Origin of the sequence: Echinicola rosea (genome assembly GCF_005281475.1) — a bacterium.
Classification (GTDB): Bacteria; Bacteroidota; Bacteroidia; order Cytophagales; family Cyclobacteriaceae; genus Echinicola; species Echinicola rosea.
The window spans coordinates 1,277,738-1,296,966 of sequence record NZ_CP040106.1 but is presented as its reverse complement, the minus strand read 5'-3'; the positions used below and the strand labels follow the sequence as shown (position 1 = coordinate 1,296,966).

Here is a 19,229-nt window from a genome sequence, read left to right as displayed (position 1 = left end):
AGTATTGTCCAGATTAATATTAGTTTTGATTATTAAATATTGTAATAACTGTGAGGGTTACAAATCCGGAATTGCTTAATTGAGTCAAAGACTCAAAACTTGCCAGTGCTGGGGAAGAGCCCCTGCACAACCCGGAGCCCGGCACAACCCAGCACTAGTAAACCCCAAGACAGATTGACTCACGTCTTACTACTAGCTACTTTCATCTACCTACTTTTATGTTGCTACTTCGTCCTCTAAATTCCCTATCTTTGTGGTTTAACACAATCAAAAACTCATGAGGCTTTATTCCAATACGGTCAGAGGCGTGGTCAGTGCCATTGAACAAATCTTTTATGACCAGCAATATGCGGACAAGGTGATCGAAAAGACCTTGAAATCCAACAAAAAATGGGGTGCCAGAGACCGCGGGTTTATTGCCGAGTCAGTTTATGAAATGGTTCGATGGTGGCGGTTGATCAATGAAGTAAGCCCTTCGGAGGACCTTTATCACCTATTTGGCACTTACTGGTTGCTGCAAGGGCATCACTTACCGCCATGGGAGGAATTTGAAGGTGTGAGCGTCAATGCGGTCAAAAGGAAATACGAAGCCCTTACTTCGCGTGCTGCCCTCCAATCCATTCCAGATTGGCTCGATGAAATGGGAGCTGAACTCCTCGGTGAAAAATGGGACGATGAGATCAATGCCCTCAACGAACAAGCGCAAGTAGTCCTCCGAGTAAACACCCTCAAAACTACCCGTGAAGCCCTAATGAACCAACTCCAAGAAGATGGCGTGGAGACCTACGCGCCAAAAGGCTATCCGGATGCGCTGATATTGGCCAAACGCCAGAACATCTTCCGCAACCCTGCATTCAAGGAGGGCTTGTACGAAATCCAAGACGCCTCTTCCCAATTGGTCGCCAATGCGCTCGGGGTGGAGCCAGGTATGCGTGTAATCGACGCCTGTGCAGGAGCCGGTGGCAAATCCCTTCACCTCGCCACCTTGATGGGGGACAAAGGCCGTGTCCTCTCCATGGATATCGAAAGCTGGAAGCTTAAAAATACCAAGTTACGGGCCAGAAGAAATGGCATTAGCATCATCGAAACCCGCACGATCGAAGATAATAAAACCATCAAGCGCCTTAAGGAATCTGCCGACCGGCTATTGCTGGATGTGCCTTGCTCGGGTCTGGGCGTGCTCAGAAGAAACCCGGACACCAAATGGAAGCTTAGCCCTGAATCCATCTCCAATGTACAAGCCATTCAGCAGGATATCCTCCAAAATTACTGCTCCATGGTCAAGCCGGGGGGCATCATGGTTTACGCTACCTGCAGTATCTTACCCACTGAAAACCAGCAACAAGTAGAGAAATTCCTGCAGTCTGAAAAAGGACAGCATTTCAAACTTCTTGAGGATCAGAAGGTACTCGCCCATGAGAGTGGGTTTGATGGGTTTTACATTGCCCGATTGGAACGTAAATAAATCCGTTAAATTAACCCAATGTAGCAGTTCATCATTAAAGGATGAAGTAGGACATCTGATCACCAATAAAATAGGAAATTGCCAGGATTCTTTGATACAAAAATTGAGTTTCTTAAAGGCGTCGGCCCCCAAAAAGCAGCTTTGCTTAATAAGGAGTTGGACATTTTCACTTTTGGTGAGCTGCTACAGCATTACCCTTTCCGCTACGAAGACCGCACCAAGTTTTACAAGATCAACCAGCTCGCCGACCATTTGGAGCATGTACAGGTCATCGGCAAAATCCGTCGGCTGGAAACCATCGGAATGGCTCGCAAAAAGCGGTTGGTGGCCTATATCGAAGATGAAACGGGTGAAATGGAGCTCACTTGGTTTAAGGGCATCCAGTGGGTAGCCAAAAAATTGGTACCAGGTGCCACGTATGTTTTTTTTGGTAAACCCAACCGCTATGGCAGGAAATTCAGTATCGCCCATCCGGAGATGGAGCCGCTGACAGCCGCACAGGAGGAAAAGAGCTTTTTTCAACCTGTCTATCCCACCACTGAAAAACTGCGGGCAAAATACCTGGACAGTAAAGGGATTTCCCGCATCATGGACCTGCTGGTTCAGAATGCGTATCCCCACATTCAGGAAACCCTCCCAGAGGCTGTCATTGGGCAGTTTAACCTCATGGCCAAAAAGGATGCGATCCGACAGATACACTTTCCCGATGATCCTGAAAAGCTCAAGCGGGCAAGGTTCAGGCTCAAGTTTGAAGAATTTTTCTTCGTCCAGCTGCGGCTGCTAAAACTAAAGCTCACCCGGACAGAGAAATACCGGGGTCAATTACTTGGCCAAACGGAACTTGTCGGCAAATTCTACACCGATCACTTGCCCTTCGACCTGACCAATGCCCAAAAGCGCGTAATCAAAGAGGCCTTTGCGGACATGCGGTCCGGTAAGCAAATGAACCGACTCATCCAAGGGGATGTGGGCAGTGGTAAGACCATTGTGGCCTTTATTTGTGCCCTGATCGCCATAAGTTCCGGCACGCAAGCTTGCCTGATGGCTCCCACCGAGATCTTGGCGACACAGCATTATGAAGGATTATTGGAGTTTGCCGATATGATGGGGCTGCGCATCGACCTGCTCACTGGCTCCACCAAAAAATCGGCCCGAACCCGTATCCACGGAGAATTGCTCAATGGCCAACTACATATCCTCATCGGTACGCATGCTTTGTTGGAAGATGTGGTTCAGTTCCAAAACCTCGGCTTGGCCATCGTGGATGAGCAGCACCGATTTGGCGTCGCCCAGCGGGCAAAATTATGGGCAAAAAACCCAGATTATTATCCCCATGTACTGGTCATGACGGCCACCCCAATTCCCAGGACATTGGCCATGACACTGTACGGTGACCTGGACATCTCGGTCATTGACGAGCTCCCTGCCGGGAGAAAACCCATCCAGACGGTACACCGCTATGACAGGGACCGGCTGAAAGTCTTTGGCTTTATGAAAAAGGAAATCGAACTGGGCAGGCAGATCTACGTGGTCTATCCGCTGATCGAAGAATCCGAAAAAATGGACCTTAAGAGCCTTATAGACGGCTATGAAAGCATCCAGCGTGCCTTTCCACAGTATCCCACCAGCATCGTCCATGGCAATATGAAACCTGCCGATAAAGATTTCGAAATGCAGCGCTTTGTCAAAGGCGAAACCAAAATCATGGTAGCCACCACGGTAATCGAAGTGGGCGTAAATGTCCCCAACGCCTCTGTGATGGTGATCGAAAATGCCGAGCGATTTGGACTCTCCCAGCTCCATCAGCTGCGTGGACGAGTAGGTAGAGGTGCAGAGCAATCCTACTGCATCCTGATGAGCAAATACGAGCTTTCCAAAGACAGCCGTGTACGATTGGATACCATGGTACGCACCAATAACGGCTTTGAGATCGCCGATGTGGACCTCAAACTCCGCGGCCCCGGTGACCTGATGGGCACCCAACAAAGCGGCGTCGCTGACCTGATCATCGCTGATCTCAGCAAAGATGCCCCAATCCTGACGATGGCACGTGATGCTGCCCAGCAACTGATCGCTGAAGACCCCGAAATCACTCTTCCACAGCATGCCATGATCCTCCGCCAAATCCAAAACCAAAAGAAACATGCTGTCAACTGGAGCCGGATCAGTTAGATGAGATTGGGGAGGTCTGAAGGTTATATACTTGACATTCATTGGCATTTTATGCCTGATTAAACAAACATCACCCCTTCCCTTAACATTTGACCACCCCAAGATGGAGCGTTTTTCCATAGCTTTGAACTGTTTCCAATAGGTTAAACCCGTGCACAAAACTAACCGATTTTCCATGTTGCTATCCCTAATTGTCTTGTGGACAATGGGCTGGGCATGTAAATCAGCGGAGGAAGAACCTGCCAAATTGCACATCTCCTCTATGGAGATCGTTTGGGATGAGGAAGGGGGAGAACGGGAAGTTTCCATCACTTCAAACGGTCCCTGGACAATTGCGGTGTCGGATGATTGGCTCAGTGTTACCCCCCTATCAGGCCAAGGCAGTCAATGCCTTTCCATTACGGTCTTAGCCAATACTTCCAGCGAAGGTCGCGAGGCCGCGATTACGCTTCGAGCAGGTAGTTTACACCGAACAATTAAGGCCAAACAGTTGGCCGGGGAATCATTTCCGGCCTATTATATCCCCGCAGATCAAACGGATATGCGGCAGATCAGCAGCTTGGAGCTGGCAGGCGAAATGGGCGTTGGCTGGAATCTTGGAAATTCACTGGAGGCCATAGGTGGCGAGACGGCCTGGGGAAACCCTGTGGTCACCAAGCAACTTATCGATGCAGTCAAAACCGCGGGTTTTACAGCGGTAAGGATTCCCGTGGCCTGGAGCAAATTTACAGATGAAAGCAACTTCACCATTGACCCATTATGGAAAGAACGTGTCGAGGAAGTGGTCAATTATGTGCTGGACAGTGACATGTATGCCATTATCAATATCCATTGGGATGGAGGTTGGATGCAGCCCACTTATGCAGCAGAAGCTGCGGTAAATGCCCGATTGGAGGCGATGTGGATACAAATAGCCTTGCATTTCAGGGATTACGATGACCATTTGCTCTTCGCCGGCACGAATGAAGTAATGGTGGAAGGAGATTACGGTACTCCAAAGCCGGAATATACTGAAGTACAAAATGGCTATAACCAAACGTTTGTGGATGCTATTCGAAGTACTGGAGGCCGAAATGCCCATCGCCACTTGATCGTCCAAAGCTTCAACACCAATATCGACCACGCAGTGGAATTTATGGAAATGCCGGAGGACATGATAGCTGATCGATTAATGATGGAAGTCCACTACTACGACCCCTTCGAGTTTGCATTGGATGCTGATAGCCCGGTAAGCCAATGGGGAAACATCGCCGATGACCCCACCAAAACAGCCGGATGGGGAGGTGAAGCGCACGCTGTCGGCCAATTTCAAAAAATGAAAACCCATTTTGTGGATAAAGGCATTCCGGTCATCGTGGGTGAATACGGCGCCATCTCTAAAACCAACTTGGAAGATCACTCGATCTATAGGGCGTACTATTTGGAAAAGATCACCCAAACTATGCTGGATCAGTCGCTAGTCCCTTTCTATTGGGACAATGGCCACACAGGGAATCATGGCTTTGGGCTTTTTAACAGAAAAAACGGGCATCAGGCATATCCCAACCTGATCGAAAATCTATTACCTAACATTTATTAATAACCCCTAATTGTATAAGGCTGCCTCTCACTGAAGCAGCTTTTTTTGTTATCCAAGATTAAGAAAGCAAAGAGGGATGGATATGGCCTTGGCGTGTTATTGGTTCATTGCCTTCCCAAATACTTTGCGGCTTGGTGACTTAGTGGCTCCTTTTTTATGCCACTAAGACTCGAAGTCTCTAAGAGGGGATAGATATGGGCTTGGCGTATTATTGGTTCATTATATTCCCAAATACTTTGCGGCCTGCTGACTTAGTGGCTTCTTTTTTTCTGCCACTTAGGCTCGAAGTCTCTAAGAGGGGATGAATATGGGCTTGGCGTGTTATTGGTTCATTAAATTCCCAAATACTTTGCGGCTTGGTGTCTTAGTGGCTCCTTTTTTTCTGCCACTTAGGCTCGAAGTCTCTAAGAGGGGATGGATATGGGCTTGGCGTTTTATTGGTTCATTACCTTCCCAAATACTTTGTGGCCTGGTGCCTTAGTGGCTTCTTTTTTTCTGCCACTAAGGCTCGAAGTCTCTAAGAGGGGATAGATATGGGCTTGGCGTGTTATTGGTTCATTACCTTCCCAAATACTTTGCGGCTTGGTGTCTTAGTGGCTCCTTTTTTTCTGCCACTAAGGCTCGAAGTCTCTAAGAGGGGATGGATATGGGCTTGGCGTGTTATTGGTTCATTACCTTCCCAAATACTTTGCGGCTTGGTGACTTAGTGGCTCCTTTTTTTCTGCCACTTAGGCTCGAAGTCTCTAAGAGGGGATGGATATGGCCTTGGCGTGTTATTGGTTCATTAAATTCCCAAATACTTTGCGGCTTGGTGTCTTAGTGGCTCCTTTTTTTCTGCCACTTAGGCTCGAAGTCTCTAAGAGGGGATGGATATGGCCTTGGCGTGTTATTGGTTCATTAAATTCCCAAATACTTTGCGGCTTGGTGTCTTAGTGGCTCCTTTTTTTCTGCCACTTAGGCTCGAAGTCTCTAAGAGGGGATGAATATGGGCTTGGCGTGTTCTTGGTTCATTATATTCCCAAATACTTTGTGGCTTGGTGACTTAGTGGCTCCTTTTTTTCTGCCACTTAGGCTCGAAGTCTCTAAGAGGGGATAGATATGGGCTTGGCGTATTCTTGGTTCATTATATTCCCAAATACTTTGCGGCTTGGTGTCTTAGTGGCTTCTTTCTTTCAGAAAAAAAGTGGAGGTTCTTGACAGATAACTAACCTCCGGCTGTGCCCTATGTTCTTTAGTTCCGCATTAGAAATGCAACCTGCTGAGAAAGGCAACTGTAATGCCACACTGACAGTAAAGCCAGCTACATAGAAATACAGCTTGATCCCAAAAATGAAGCGGGAGTATTGGCCCAAACATTTTACATGAGAATGGAGATCATGCTCATGGCTGATTTATATCAGGGCAATTCGAAGAAAGAATTGGTAGCTTGATAGTACCAAGAAAACAAGTATTTGCCCGTATAATATTATGGAATCTACCACACGTTAGCTTGCTGAAATACGAATAAATTTTTAAATTAATAGTCATCTATTTTTTTTGTAGAATCACTATTTCAATAAATAAAGTCAGAAAAAATATTACAAACCATATAAATAACGAAGATGGAAAATAATAATGGATCTCGAAGTTTTGATGTAAATGAAAGTAATGCGGGTGGAAAATGTCCTTTTTCAGGTGCTCCCCCCAAAAAGAGTGCCGGTGGAGGAACCAGTAACCTGGACTGGTGGCCAAACCGGCTAAAGGTAAATATCCTTCGCCAGCATTCTCCCAAGTCCAATCCCCTTGGAGAAAATTTTAATTATGCAGAAGCATTCAAGACCTTGGATTTTGAAGGATTGAAAAAGGATCTTCATGCCCTGATGACCGATTCCCAGGACTGGTGGCCAGCAGATTTTGGCCATTATGGGGGCTTGTTTATCCGAATGGCTTGGCACAGTGCAGGCACCTACCGTATTGGCGATGGTCGTGGAGGAGCAGGAGGAGGACAGCAGCGCTTTGCCCCGCTAAACAGCTGGCCTGACAATGCCAGTTTGGACAAGGCACGGAGGCTACTGTGGCCTTTAAAGCAAAAATATGGAAACAAAATCTCTTGGGCAGACTTGATGGTACTTGCCGGCAATGTGGCTTTGGAGTCCATGGGATTTAAGACCTTCGGCTTTGCAGGAGGACGGGAGGATACTTGGGAGCCGGAGGAGGATGTATATTGGGGCTCTGAGGATGAATGGCTGGCGGACAAACGATATTCAGGAAAGCGCGACCTTGAGGATCCTTTAGCCGCCGTGGTCATGGGATTGATCTATGTGGATCCAGAGGGCCCCGAGGGTAATTGGGATCCTGTTTCTGCTGCTGTTGACATCAGGGAAACCTTCAAGCGCATGGCCATGAATGACGAGGAGACCGTCGCACTCATTGCCGGAGGCCATTCCTTTGGGAAAACCCACGGTGCTGCGGATCCCGGTAAGCATGTAGGACCAGAGCCAGAAGCTGCTCCTATTGAAGAGCAGGGCTTTGGCTGGAAAAACTCCTATGGTACCGGTGCCGGCCCAGACGCCATTACGGGTGGGCCGGAAGTCACTTGGACCCAAACCCCTACCCAATGGAGCAACCATTTCTTTGACAACCTGTTTAAATATGAATGGGATCCACACCGAAGTCCCGCAGGTGCAAAACAATGGATTGCGAGGGATGCAGCAGAAGATATTCCGGATGCCTTTGATACATCCAAAAAACATAGGCCTACGATGCTCACGACTGACCTGGCCTTACGTTTTGATCCCGAATATGAAAAGATATCCAGAAGGTTTTATGAAAACCCCGATGATTTTGCCGATGCCTTTGCAAGGGCTTGGTACAAGCTTACGCACCGGGACATGGGACCTAAAGATCGTTATTTGGGACCAGAGGTACCTGAGGAAGAACTGCTTTGGCAAGATCCCATTCCTGCGGTGGATCATGAACTTGTCGATGAAAAAGACATTGCTGGCCTAAAAGACAAGATCCTGGCATCAGGACTATCGGTATCGCAGCTGGTATCCACCGCTTGGGCATCGGCCTCGACATTTAGGATTTCTGACAAACGTGGCGGTGCCAATGGTTCTAGAATCCGTCTTGCTCCACAAAAAGACTGGGAAGTCAATAATCCCAAGCAACTCACCAAAGTACTGGATACTTTGGCAGGATTACAAAAGGAATTTAATGGTGCCCAATCTGGCAACAAGAAAATCTCTTTGGCTGATATGATTGTCCTGGCAGGATGTGCCGGTGTAGAAAAAGCCGCCAAGGATGCTGGACATACTGTTACGGTGCCATTTTCTCCGGGCAGAATGGATGCTTCACCTGAGCAGACTGATGAAGAAGCGTTTAGCTACCTGGAACCTTATGCGGATGGATTCCGGAATTACAGACGGACAAAATTCAATGTATCTACCGAGGACCTGTTGGTGGATAAAGCCAACTTGCTCGATCTTACGCCACCTGAATTAACAGTACTGATAGGGGGCATGCGCGTTCTGGACACCAATTGGGACGGGTCAAAACACGGTGTCTTCACTGACAAGCCCGGAACGCTGACCAATGATTTCTTTGTCAACTTATTGGACATGAGAACAGCTTGGAATCCCACCTCTGAGAACCAAGAGATCTTTGAAGGTAAAGACCGAAAATCCGGTACCAAAAAGTGGACCGCTACCCGTGCAGACCTCATCTTCGGCTCCAACGCCGAACTGAGGGCACAGGCGGAAGTCTATGGCAGCGCAGATTCGCTGGACAAGTTTGTCAAGGACTTTGTTGCCACTTGGAACAAGGTGATGAACCTCGACCGATATGACCTGAAGTGAGGTAATACCTTCTTATTCTGATGAAAGGAGAAATCCCTGCTGCTTAGTTTTTTAAATGGCTGTGGAGGATTTCTCCTTTTTTTTATTATCCCTCTTACCTCGTACTGGGTGCTTTTGTGGCTTCTTTTTTTTGCCACGAAGGCTCGAAGTCACCAAGAGGATGAACATGGGCTTGGCGTGTTCCTGGTTCATTACATTCCAAAATACTTTGCGGATTGATGCCTTAGTGGCTTATTTTTTTCTGCCACGAAGACTCGAAGTCGCTAAGAGGATGAACATGGGCTTGGCATGTTCTTGGTTCATTACATTCCCAAATACTTTGCGGCTTGGTGTCTTAGTGGCTTATTTTTTCTGCCACGAAGACTCGAAGTCGCTAAGAGGATGAACATGGGCTTGGCATGTTCTTGGTTCATTACATTCCAAAATACTTTGCGGCTTGGTGTCTTAGCGGCTTATTTTTTTCTGCCACGAAGGCTCGAAGTCACCAAGAGGATGAACATAGGCTTGGCGTGTTCTTGGTTCATTACATTCCAAAATACTTTGCGGCTTGGTGTCTTAGTGGCTTATTTTTTTTGCCACAAAGGCTCGAAGTCACTAAGAGGATGAACATGGGCTTGGCATGTTTTTGGTTCATTACATTCCCGAATACTTTGCGACTTGGTGTCTTAGTGGCTTATTTTTTCTGCCACGAAGACTCGAAGTCACCAAGAGGATGAACATGGGCTTGGCGTGTTCCTGGTTTATTACATTCCAAAATACTTTGCGGCTTGGTGTCTTAGTGGCTTATTTTTTTTGCCACGAAGGCTCGAAGTCGCTAAGAGGGAATGAATATAGACTTGGTGTTATGGGTTCTTTATATTCCAAAATACTTACCGACTTGGTGTCTTAGTGGCTTCTTTTTTCTGCCACGAAGGCTCGAAGTCACCAAGAGGATGAACATAGGCTTGGCGTGTTCTTGGTTCATTACATTCCAAAATACTTTGCGGCTTGGTGTCTTAGCGGCTTATTTTTTTCTGCCACGAAGGCTCGAAGTCACCAAGAGGATGAACATGGGCTTGGCGTGTTCTTGGTTCATTACATTCCAAAATACTTTGCGGCTTGGTGTCTTAGTGGCTTATTTTTTTTGCCACAAAGGCTCGAAGTCACCAAGAGGATGAACATGGGCTTGGCGTGTTCCTGGTTTATTACATTCCAAAATACTTTGCGGCTTGGTGTCTTAGTGGCTTATTTTTTACATTAAAAAAAATAGAGGCTCCTGACGGGTTGGAGAGATGCCTAACCTCCTACGGTGGGCATCTCCTCTAGGTCCGTAAAATGTGTACTGCTGGGAAAGGCATTTAAAATGCCTCTTTTGAGTGAAGCAATCCCCACAGAAATATGACTTGATTCATCTTTTTGCGGTTTTGCGACATCCATTTATCCCATTCCATTCCCACTTTTTATGAATAACACTTACATTAGGGTATCAAAATAGAATAGAAACCCAACCTTTCTTGATATGAATTGGATGAAAACACTTTTGATAGTGGCCACATGTTGTTTGAGTTTTAGTGCTAAGGCCCAGCTCTTCCCCCATGGGGAGGGATTTACGCGCCAAGACACCTTACGCGGCACCATTGGCCCGGAAAGGGCGTGGTGGGATGTAGAACATTACACCTTGGAGGTAAAGGTAATGCCCGAAAGGCAGTTCCTCTCCGGCACCAACACCATGACCTATAAAGTCACGGGGCAAGCAAAGCGGATGCAGATCGACCTCCAAACGCCCATGGAACTTACCAAAGTCGTTCAAAATGGCGAAGAACTTTCCGTCGAGCACGAGGGGAATGCCCATTTTATCACCCTGAAAGCCATGCAAGAGCAAGGGAAAAGCTACGAAATCACCTTTCACTTTTCCGGCAAGCCAGTAGTGGCACAGCGCCCTCCATGGGACGGAGGCCTCACTTGGCAAAAAGACAGCAACGGCCTTCCATTTATCGCCAATGCCAACCAAGGTATCGGTTCCAGTGTCTGGTGGCCAAACAAGGACCATCCCAGCGATGAACCTGACAATGGCGTAACCCTGAAAGTGGAAGTACCCGAAAACCTTATGGACGTCTCCAACGGCCGCCTGATGGACACCAAACACAACCCCAAGGAAAACACCAAAACGTACACCTGGGAAGTAAAAAACCCCATCAACAACTACGGCATCAACATCAACATAGGAGACTATGTGCATTTCTCCGAAACATACAAAGGTGAAAAAGGTGAGCTGGATATGGATTACTATGTGCTCCGCGAGAATTTAGATAAAGCCAAAGAACAATTTAAGGATGCCAGAAGGATGATGGAAGCATTTGAGCATTGGTTTGGGCCGTATCCATTTTATGAGGATGGCTACAAGTTGGTAGAAGTCCCTTACCTAGGCATGGAGCACCAGAGCTCCGTCACTTATGGCAATGGATTCGGCAATGGCTACTTGGGAAGGGACCTCAGCGGCACAGGCTGGGGACTGAAGTTTGACTTTATCATCATCCATGAATCCGGCCATGAATGGTTTGCCAATAACATCACCAACAAAGATGTGGCTGACATGTGGATCCATGAGGGATTTACGGCCTATTCCGAAAATCTGTTTTTAGATTATTTCTATGGCAAAGAAGCGGCCAGTGATTATGTATTGGGCACGCGCATGGCCATCGAAAACAACCGCCCAGTCATCGGCACTTATGGCGTAAACCACGAGGGGTCCGGAGACATGTACTACAAAGGAGCCAATTTGCTCCACACCATTCGCCAGCTGATCAATGATGATGAAAAATGGCGTAAAATCCTACGCGGACTCAACCGGGAATTTTATCACCAGACCGTCACGACCAAGCAGGTCGAAAACTTCATCAGCGACCATGCAGGAATCGACCTGGAGCCAGTGTTTGATCAATACCTGCGGGATGTCCGAATACCGATCTTCAGCTATACCATCAAAGAGGGCACACTGTCCTACAGGTGGGAAAATACCATTGAGAGCTTTAAGATGCCCCTGAAGGTTTGGATCGAAGGAGAACCGGTTTGGCTCAAACCAACCACCCAATGGCAAACCAAAAAACTGGCGCCAGCATCACCAACACTCATGGTGGACCGTAACTTTTATGTGGCCAAAATGAATGTCATGGGAGAATAAAAAATAAGCCGCGGTTTCACGAATCAATACCTTCGTGAAACTGCGGCTTAAACCCTAAATTTTATAAACTTGATTAAAAATCAATACGCCATTTCCACGATTTTTTCCACGTCTGCTGGGCTTAGATCTTTGTGCTCACCTAAGGCTGTCCAGCCTCTGCTGGTAAATCTATCCGCAATTTCCTTTGCCGTATCTTTGTAGCTATCGGTGTAGGCGGATAGATGGGTGTCAATTCCCAAGGATTGGATAAAGGCTTCTGTTTTCTTAATCGCGGCCAGTGCTTTTTCCTCTGCTGTGCCTTCCATAATTCCCCATACTCGTTCAGCATATTGGGCCAGTTTGGCCTTTTTCCTCTCCAAATTGTAGCGATAGTGGCTGCCAGCAACTATCGCCAGGGTACGCGCATGGTCGATTCCGTAGAGTGCCGTCAGCTCATGGCCCATGGCATGGATGGCCCAGTCAGTAGGCACGCCTTTTTGGATAAGACCATTGAGGGCCATGGTGCAGCACCACATAAAGTCCCCCGCTGCATCGTAGTCGGTAGGATCCTTCATCACTTGCGGTCCCACTTCTATCAAGGTCTGCATGATGCTTTCAGCAAAACGGTCCTGCAAGCCAGCTTTTACGGGATAGGTCATGTACTGCTCCAAGGCATGGGAAAAGGCATCCATGATGCCATTGGCCAGCTGTCTCTCTGGAAGCGAGCGGATCACGGTGGGATCCAGAAGCGAAAACTGCGGGAACAAGCCCGGTCCGCCCATGGAAAACTTTTCTCCTGTTTGATGATTGGAGATCACCGCTCCGGAATTGGACTCCGAGCCGGTGGCCGGAATGGTCAATACCGTACCGAAGGGCAAGCCTTTTTCCGTACGGATCTTTTTGGCCAAAATATCCCAAGGCTCTTCACCATCGTACAGCGCGGCTGAAGACAAAAACTTTGTGGCATCTATGACAGACCCTCCTCCTACGGCCAACATAAAGGAGACCTCCTCTTCTTTGATGACCTTCAGCGCATCCAGCAACTGATGGTATTCGGGATTAGCAGGTATGCCGCCAAACTCCACGACCTCAAAATCTTTCAATGCCGTAGTTACGGCTTCATAAATACCGTTATTTTTGATACTCCCTCCACCATAAGTCATGAGCACTTTTGCTCCTGAAGGAATCTCTGCAGCTATTTTCTCCATTTGGCCTTGGCCAAAAATGATCTTCGTTGGATTCTTGAATTCAAAATTCAGCATATACGATTGGTTTGGGTTACTACTTCTAAAATCTTGCCCACTCTAACAGCACGTCACTTTGATCAGTTCCTGATAATGCGAAAGGGCTATTTTATGAAACATGGATCTAGCCGATTTGTTTTGTTTCTTTTTAACGCCGTAAAGGCACCATGTCGCTAAGTGGTTTCTAAATAATGGTGCCAGAGAACGCACCATCCCCACCAAAATCTATTTTGTGAGGTGGAGACTTTGTAGCAGAAGAATAAGTAACCAAAAGAACTATTCTCCTGACATGTTATTTGATCAGGTTAGCACTTCAACAACCACCATATTTAAACTTTGAAACATGTTAACCTGTCCTCATCACTTATTACCAACTTCCACCGGCACCGCCGCCACCAAAGCTACCACCGCCGAAGCCGCCAAAGCCGCCTCCTCCACCGAAGCTTCCTCCTCCACCAGAGAAGTTACCGAAGCCACCGCCACCGCGATTGCCTCCGCCCAGCAGGTTCATCAGCATCAAAGAGGTAAAAAGATCTACTCCACCGCCTCGGCCACCCATGTGGTTGTCATTGTCATTTCGATTTTTGATGAAAGGTATGATGATAAAGATGACGATGAAGATCAAAATAAAAAATATCGCACCACCGCTATTGCCTTTCTTTTCGATGTCTTCAGCATCAAATTCCCCACTGGCCAATTTGATGATCATGGTAGTGGCCTGATCCAAGCCTTCGTAATACGCTTCCCGCTTAAAAGCCGGTACGATTACATTGTCCACAATTCTCCTAGCCAGCGCATCCGGAACGGCTCCTTCGAGCCCATAGCCAGTAGCAATAAACACCTTCCGGTCTTTCATGGCTGCCAAGATCAACAGTCCATTGTCCTTGCCATCTTGACCAATTCCCCACTTTTCACCCAGCTGAAAAGCATAATCGCTGATATCATATTGACCAACAGAGCCCATCAGGACCACTGTAATCTGGGACGAGGTGCTGTCATTAAATGCCACCAGCTTTTGCTCTAGAGCAGCTTGCTCAGAAGAAGAAAGGGTCTGGCTAAAATCATTGACCAACTTGGGCGGATTGGGACGCTCAGGAAAATCGTCCTGGGCGATGATCACCTGTGCGGTCAACAAAAATAAAAATAGGAAGAGTGCGTATCTTTTAATCAACATATTATCCAAAGGAAATTTCATCTGAGAGTTCGTTTTCGTCGGTGTCAGCATCATAGGGAAAATGCTCCTTCAGGGCCTTCCCTGACATCTGGATGCCGGTGACCAGCCCTTGGGCAAACTTACCCTCCTTAAAGTGCTTCACCATCTCTTCCTTTATGCCGTCCCAAAATCCCTTGGGCACGACAGCATTGATCCCGCCATCACCTAAGACGGCAAATTTGTGATCTTCCACAGCCAAATAAAAGAGCACTCCGTTTCGGAGTTTGGTCTTGTGCATTTTTAGCATCGCAAAGACATCTGCAGCCCTGTCCAGTACGTCCCCTTTACAGTGACTTTCCAGATGCACTTGGATCTCTCCGGATGTCTGTAGTTCAGCTGCTTTGATAGCAGCAACAATCTGTTGCTTTTCTTCCTTGGAAAATAGTTTTTCGGCCATGGCCTAATATTTTTTAATAAGAATGCCCGGTTTTTCCCGGGCAAAATAAGTCCATTTAAAATTCTACGGTTGGGGCATTTTCAGCTCCCTCGGCAGCTTCGAAGTAGCCTTTTTTCTCAAAGCCATACCAACCCGCAAAGATATTATTCGGGAATGTCCTCAGGTTAGAATTATACGCTTGCACAGACTGGTTAAAGTTCCTTCTCGCTACCGCAATACGGTTCTCGGTCCCTTCCAGCTGGGCTTGCAAGTCCAAGAAGTTTTGATTGGCCTTCAGATCAGGATACCTTTCCACAGCTACCAGCAACCTGCTAAGACTCCCGCTAAGTTGGTCTTGGGCCTGTTGGAACTGGGCCACTTTCTCGGGTGTAAGTTCATCTGCGTTAAGGTTGATGGAGGTTGCCTTGGCGCGGGCATTGATCACGCCTTCGAGGGTTTCCTTTTCGAAATCCGCATAGCCCTTCACTGTATTGACCAAATTCGGGATAAGATCAGCCCTCCGCTGGTATTGGGTTTCCACTTCTGCCCATTTACCATTGATGTCTTCTTCGGTCTGAACAAATTGGTTATAGGTACCTACCGCTTTGGTATAGACAAAAACACCTACCACCACCAAAATCAAAATTGGAATAATTGCTTTTTTCATGTGTTTATTATTGAATGTTGATCGTCACTGTTTGAATTTAAATGGAATGCATCAGGCCTAATGATAACCCCCTTCTTTAGGTTCCATCAGATCCATTCGCTTTCGTTTTATGAATGAGATATTCGAATTTAGGTATAATCACGCAAAAGAGGTGAAAGAGTTTAAAAAAATGCACTACACATCCTTCTATCGGCTCCATTTTTAATTGGATTCCAGATTTGGTTCCTGTGGCAATGGGAGGTTATTGAGCATCACCGTGAATGTGGTACCTTCATTTTCTGTGCTTTCCACGTTAATCTCCCCATCCAAGGACCGTATTTGCTCTTTGATAAGGTAAAGGCCGAGCCCTTTTCCTTCGACATGCGTATGAAACCGTTGGTATAGTCCAAAAATCCGGTCGCCGTACTTGTTCAGGTCGATCCCGATCCCATTGTCAGAGAAGGTGATTTTATGCCTGTCCCCTTCCTTACTGGTGCTTATCCAGATTTCCGGAACTCGCTCTGGATGCCTGTACTTGATGGCATTGGTCATAAAATTGAGCAGGAAATTTTCCAAGTGACTGTAAACGTAATTAATAGCAGGCTCCTGAAAATCCCTGTGGATTTTCGCTTTGGCATCCTTCAGCTGACGGTGTAGGCTCTTCTCGATGTTGTTCAGAATGTTATCGAAGTTGATATGATTTACCCTGATGATCTTCTTCTTTTTAATGGAGACTACTTCGATCAGGTCCATCAGGGTGGTATTCAGAATAGCTGTAGAGACCTTTAGGCTATCAAATAGCTCTTTGTTCTCTTCCGCTGAAAGGTCCTCTCCATTGATCAGGTCCAAAAGAGAGGTGATATTGACAATAGGTGCTCGTAAATTATGCGACACGATATAAGCAAAGTGCTGCAACTCCTCATTGTGGCTGGAAAGGTCACGGATGAGTTTTTCGCGTTCTACTTCCGCTATTTTATAAGCAGAGATATTCTGGGTTACGAGCAGCACCCTGGTCACTTCATGGTGTTCATTTCTTAACGGCACACCGATTTTTTTATAATCTTCACCATTGTAGTTGATCTCATAAGTGACCGTATTTCCTTCAAACACCTGCTGAAGCTTCTCCTCAATGAATTTTGCCGTAAGTTCATCATATTTCTCCAGATGGGACACACCGATGAGATCTTTGGCGTTTATGCCCAAATATTGGTATTCGCTTCCCTCGGTATAGATGTATTTAAGTTTTTGATCCAACACATCAATGGTGCCTTTGGGGAAGTTTTCGGCGATACTTCTATAAAGCTGCTGGGAAGCGATCAGTTCCTTTTCGTAGCGCATGCGCTGGAGTTCAGCCCCTGCTCTGTCGCTGAGAATCGATACGATGTTGACAAGCACATTTTTGTTGTGGATCGGCCGGGTATCCGCCAACACCAGAATCCCAACTTTTCTGCCAGCCTTATCCTTGATCCCTATCGAGCAATAGCTGACCAGCTTTTCTTCCTTTAGAAAATCATCTTTGGGAAACAATTCACTGACATGGTCCGGGACAATGATTACATTTTTATTGAGATCTTTTATCGCATGCTCGCATGGGGTGTTTTCGAGTGAATAGCTTATGTTCGGAATCAGCTCTCCGTCTTTGGCGACGGCTATGCTCTGGATAGTGTCTGAATGCTGGATATATTCTCCCACCATGCATGAGGAAAAATTCAACTTTTTGGATAATAGCTGGACAAGTTGCTGAAAGAATTCTATGTCATTGTAGTGAGCTGATATGGCCGCGACACTATTTAGTACCCGCTGTATAAAGTCCTTTTCACTAATGTCCTCAAAGGCCGCTTGGTAAACCTCTCCTATTTCCAGTTTGCGTACGGTCAGGCCTACATAATACTTTCTATTGCTCAGGTAGGAAATAAATGGCCCTTCATATTGGGCAAAACCTTGTTCGATTCCTTGAATTAAGGTGTTATAAATAGGTGAATCTTTATAGATATCATGAATGCTTTTCCCTACAAAACTGCTTTTATCCCGGATATTGGTCTTCAGAAAAAGCGTCTTGTTTGCATTTATGATCGTGCCTTCGGTATTGAATTGAAAAATAACCAAGGGATTATAGTCAAAATAGGTCTTTCTTTCCTCATCCTGATGTTGTCCCGCTGATTTTATTTCCCTAAGCCAGGTCAAGTTCACCATGTGCCCGATGTACATATCCTGAACACCTAAGCTCAAAGGAAAATCTCTCTTAAATATCCATTGTAAGTTATGGTTTGGCAGTAATATTTGGAAAATATCGCTGCCCAATTTTTGCTGTTCCGTACTTTCCCTTTCGGGTTTGGAATGGATTTGTTGAAGAATATTGTTAAAATTCCCCATAAAATACTCTTCATCCACTCCCAACACATCCTGTACATTATCTGATGTAAAAAGTGGCCTGATCAGGTTATCCTGTTTTTGGTACAGATAGAAAAAGGCCGGCATAAAATCCGCTAACTCCCTGAGGGTACGATTTGTCTTTATTTTATCTCCTACCTGATACTCCCATGTAACACCCCATTTTATCCAGCCAAAGTAGCCCTCTTCACCGCTATCACTATCTGAAAACTTCCTGCAAATATCCTTTACCTGGATGTATTTTTCGTTTTGATGACGGATACGGTACCACAGTTCCTTGGATTTTGGTGCATTGGAAGTTTCATCCAATAAAAAACCCAGTATTCCACGATCTTCCTCATGTACCATGTCCAACCAGGTTTCATAATCCAAGACTATTGGTACACTTTCACTGTAGCCAAGCATATCTTTCACATCTCCCGTGAGGATCAATTGGTTTTTTTCGGACCGATAGTGGTAAAAGAGGGACTTAGGCACATTTTTATCAAATCGCTCGGTTTGCAATAAGGAAAAATGGGGAACTTCAGCATGGAGGAGGTGCCTCTTTTCTACCAATAGGTAGTAATTTTCATTAGGCAGGCTCTTTTTCTCCACGATCGATGTATGTTCATTCTCAACACTCAGGAACCCATTTTCTGATCCTCGGATAAAATCGGCAATGGATGCCTTATCTACATTCGGAAACCAAGTGCCAAGTGAGGTAGCGATGTCCCTGTCCTGTGGGCTATAGGCTGGATGATTTTGAAAATGACTGTAAAAGCTACCATTGTTGACATTATAGATCCACTGGTTTTCGACAGTGCCCTGCTGGGTCGTTGGTGCAATCAGTACATTGACATTAGAATAGGAGGATTCTTTGATTACATTTCCCGTGATCTTTACAGGTACATACCGGTACTGATCAATTAGCAGGTAAGATACCAGTGGTTGCTCAACAGATAAAAACTGATAAATTTGTTCAAGCGGCGTCTCAGACAAAGCAAAAAGTAGCTTAGACAGGTTTTCTTCGTCTGGCAATTCTACCAAATTCCTCAAATACCCATCCAAATACAGGCCGTCATACTCTCCAAAGCTAAACCTTCGATAGGTAAGCATTGAAGCCCCTATTTCTCTACTACTGTCCATATGAATTAAAAAAATACAAGCTTATTAAATTTTAGTTTATTTT

10 protein-coding genes are annotated in these 19,229 nt (G+C 46.2%); 5 read left to right on the top strand and 5 right to left on the bottom strand.

What is annotated here, in order from left to right:
- The first annotated feature begins 277 nt into the window (after window positions 1-277).
- The 5 genes from FDP09_RS05445 (at window position 278) to FDP09_RS05425 (ending at window position 12,212) form a co-directional block, all read left to right on the top strand.
- Window positions 278-1,465: an RsmB/NOP family class I SAM-dependent RNA methyltransferase gene (locus FDP09_RS05445; protein ID WP_137401686.1), complete on the top strand. Its 1,188-nt coding sequence runs from the start codon at window positions 278-280 to the stop codon at window positions 1,463-1,465.
- Between the two features lie 78 nt (window positions 1,466-1,543).
- Entirely contained in the window at window positions 1,544-3,637 is a 2,094-nt protein-coding gene (recG, locus tag FDP09_RS05440; protein WP_137401685.1) for an ATP-dependent DNA helicase RecG, read from the top strand.
- Window positions 3,638-3,812: 175 nt separating this feature from the next.
- Window positions 3,813-5,216 carry a cellulase family glycosylhydrolase gene (locus tag FDP09_RS05435; RefSeq protein ID WP_187328802.1) on the top strand — a complete coding sequence of 468 codons (1,404 nt, stop codon included), beginning with the start codon at window positions 3,813-3,815 and terminating at the stop codon, window positions 5,214-5,216.
- Window positions 5,217-6,817: 1,601 nt separating this feature from the next.
- Entirely contained in the window at window positions 6,818-9,052 is a 2,235-nt protein-coding gene (gene katG, locus FDP09_RS05430; RefSeq protein ID WP_137401683.1) for a catalase/peroxidase HPI, read from the top strand.
- Window positions 9,053-10,550: 1,498 nt separating this feature from the next.
- On the top strand, window positions 10,551-12,212 hold the full coding sequence (locus FDP09_RS05425; RefSeq protein ID WP_137401682.1) for a M1 family metallopeptidase: 1,662 nt from the start codon (window positions 10,551-10,553) through the stop codon (window positions 12,210-12,212).
- Window positions 12,213-12,292: 80 nt separating this feature from the next.
- On the opposite strand, the gene FDP09_RS05420 is transcribed toward FDP09_RS05425, so the two are convergent.
- The 5 genes from FDP09_RS05420 to FDP09_RS05400 form a co-directional block, all read right to left on the bottom strand.
- Window positions 12,293-13,453, bottom strand: coding sequence for an iron-containing alcohol dehydrogenase (locus FDP09_RS05420; protein ID WP_137401681.1), 1,161 nt, complete (start codon window positions 13,451-13,453; stop codon window positions 12,293-12,295).
- Between the two features lie 349 nt (window positions 13,454-13,802).
- Window positions 13,803-14,630, bottom strand: coding sequence for a TPM domain-containing protein (locus tag FDP09_RS05415; RefSeq protein ID WP_137401680.1), 828 nt, complete (start codon window positions 14,628-14,630; stop codon window positions 13,803-13,805).
- Window positions 14,611-15,045 (bottom strand): TPM domain-containing protein, encoded by a 435-nt coding sequence (locus FDP09_RS05410; protein WP_137401679.1) that lies wholly within the window; start codon window positions 15,043-15,045, stop codon window positions 14,611-14,613. The genes FDP09_RS05415 and FDP09_RS05410 overlap by 20 nt, the downstream gene beginning before the upstream one ends.
- A 55-nt stretch (window positions 15,046-15,100) precedes the next feature.
- The gene (locus FDP09_RS05405) at window positions 15,101-15,691 is read right to left on the bottom strand and encodes a LemA family protein (RefSeq protein WP_137401678.1); all 591 of its coding nucleotides are present in this window, start codon (window positions 15,689-15,691) and stop codon (window positions 15,101-15,103) included.
- A 201-nt stretch (window positions 15,692-15,892) separates the two neighbouring features.
- On the bottom strand, window positions 15,893-19,186 hold the full coding sequence (locus FDP09_RS05400) for a PAS domain-containing sensor histidine kinase (RefSeq protein ID WP_137401677.1): 3,294 nt from the start codon (window positions 19,184-19,186) through the stop codon (window positions 15,893-15,895).
- Between the last annotated feature and the right edge of the window lie 43 nt (window positions 19,187-19,229).

Excerpts from the sequence above, each read along its gene's own strand:
- FDP09_RS05435 (WP_187328802.1), top strand. The coding sequence starts at position 3,813 with ATGTTGCTATCCCTAATTGTCTTGTGGACAATGGGCTGGGCATGTAAA.
- FDP09_RS05415 (WP_137401680.1), bottom strand. The coding sequence starts at position 14,630 with ATGAAATTTCCTTTGGATAATATGTTGATTAAAAGATACGCACTCTTC.
- katG (WP_137401683.1), top strand. The coding sequence starts at position 6,818 with ATGGAAAATAATAATGGATCTCGAAGTTTTGATGTAAATGAAAGTAAT.
- FDP09_RS05425 (WP_137401682.1), top strand. The coding sequence starts at position 10,551 with ATGAATTGGATGAAAACACTTTTGATAGTGGCCACATGTTGTTTGAGT.
- FDP09_RS05445 (WP_137401686.1), top strand. The coding sequence starts at position 278 with ATGAGGCTTTATTCCAATACGGTCAGAGGCGTGGTCAGTGCCATTGAA.
- FDP09_RS05405 (WP_137401678.1), bottom strand. The coding sequence starts at position 15,691 with ATGAAAAAAGCAATTATTCCAATTTTGATTTTGGTGGTGGTAGGTGTT.
- FDP09_RS05410 (WP_137401679.1), bottom strand. The coding sequence starts at position 15,045 with ATGGCCGAAAAACTATTTTCCAAGGAAGAAAAGCAACAGATTGTTGCT.
- FDP09_RS05420 (WP_137401681.1), bottom strand. The coding sequence starts at position 13,453 with ATGCTGAATTTTGAATTCAAGAATCCAACGAAGATCATTTTTGGCCAA.
- FDP09_RS05400 (WP_137401677.1), bottom strand. The coding sequence starts at position 19,186 with ATGGACAGTAGTAGAGAAATAGGGGCTTCAATGCTTACCTATCGAAGG.